Here is a 1338-nt window from a genome sequence, read left to right on the forward strand (position 1 = left end):
GGATGGCCCGCGTGCCGACCTTGACTGCGCGCCTGAGCTGCCACAGGCGGGAACCGATGGGGAGGTCGGCAAAGGCATCCCCCCACCAGCCGCGCCGGTCGGCTGAAGCCGCACCCGTCGGGCCGGTGGGGGACTGAATGCCCACGGCCGCATCGTCAGATGTGGGCTGTTGCGGTGCCACGCGGTCTGTGAAAAGCGAAACCATGACCGCTGATTTCAGGGGGTTGTCCAGCGCCAGATCACTGGACACGATGGGCCAGTCGCCGCGCGCCGCACGGACGTTCCAGGTGATGGCGATATCCATACGGAACCTATCTGAAGGAAAAGAAATTGGGACAACCAGCCCGCACCCGCACCCGGAACCGTCATCCTGACAGTCTTCCTGGCAATACGCTGCAAAAGGGCAACCAGTACCGCATGCGTATCTGGACCGGAGAAAAGGGAAAACCAGATCCGGAAGATGACGGAGAGGTCGTCGAGTTTGTGGGATATTTCGACAAAACCGGCACCCCTGCCGCCCGCTCTTTCCTGATGGAGGATCTTGAGAACAGTAATTATGTCTGCAGGGTCATCTACCGGGGTAAAACGATTGATGTGTGGGGTAACCGCGGCATCTGGTGGACAGACCTAAATCCGGCCTCGGCGCCTAATCGTGTTACTTTTCTCAAGATGCCTGCATCACGATGACTGTGGCGGACCTGATCTGCCGCTCCCAGCTTGCACCCCATCATGAGGATGACTGGACAGCTTGATATCCTGCGCCACAACCTCATTGCCGGTAATGGTGCCGCTGGCGGTCAGGTCGCCCTCAAGCGCAGTCTTGCCGTTGGCGGGCGCGATCGAGATTGAACCGTCCGTCTTGAGCCAGACCCGGCTGCCGGTGGAGGGATGGAACAGGCAGACCTCACCGGGCTGCAGGTCTTTCGGCCTGCCACGCTGGTCGCCGGTGGCGATGACCACGCCGCGCGTACGGTCGCCGCCGATGAAGGCGATGACCAGGTCGGACCCCGGCACCGGCCGGCTGGCCAGCCCGTATTCCTGCATGATCGGCAGGTCGGCCTTTATCTCCCCCGCCGCCAGTGCGGCCTGCACGGTGGGCGTGTTGGGGGTTTCGTTCGTGTTGGCGGTCTGGCGGCCGATGCCCAGCGCCATCATCACGCGGCGTGCGGTGCGGAGAAGGGGAGCCGTCATGATGCGGTGCTCTCCGGTGCGGGGAGGCCCTCGGTCTGGATGGAAGTGTCCACGTCACTCTGCGCAGCGTTCATCGCCTGAATGAAGCGATCGGCCAGAACCGGGTTGAGCAGGGGTTCGGGCGAGAAGGCCATGGGCGGCATGAGC

General features: G+C 63.1%; 3 protein-coding genes. 1 reads left to right on the top strand and 2 read right to left on the bottom strand.

From position 1 onward, the window contains the following. Nucleotides 1-304 (bottom strand): phage GP46 family protein (locus AC1RQ9_RS18865; RefSeq protein ID WP_485988123.1); only part of this gene is annotated, 304 nt, incomplete at its 3' end. 26 nt (nucleotides 305-330) lie between these two features. On the opposite strand from AC1RQ9_RS18865, the gene AC1RQ9_RS18870 reads away from it, so the two are divergent. Beyond that, complete coding sequence (locus AC1RQ9_RS18870) at nucleotides 331-687, top strand: hypothetical protein (protein WP_485988125.1); 357 nt, start codon at nucleotides 331-333, stop codon at nucleotides 685-687. On the opposite strand, the gene AC1RQ9_RS18875 is transcribed toward AC1RQ9_RS18870, so the two are convergent. After that, nucleotides 679-1191: a phage baseplate assembly protein domain-containing protein gene (locus tag AC1RQ9_RS18875; RefSeq protein WP_485988126.1), complete on the bottom strand. Its 513-nt coding sequence runs from the start codon at nucleotides 1189-1191 to the stop codon at nucleotides 679-681. The genes AC1RQ9_RS18870 and AC1RQ9_RS18875 overlap by 9 nt on opposite strands. Between the last annotated feature and the right edge of the window lie 147 nt (nucleotides 1192-1338).

It is taken from the genome of Komagataeibacter ossonobensis (assembly GCF_057359305.1).

Coding starts and splice junctions, on each gene's coding strand:
- AC1RQ9_RS18875 (WP_485988126.1), bottom strand. CDS start 1,191: ATGACGGCTCCCCTTCTCCGCACCGCACGCCGCGTGATGATGGCGCTG.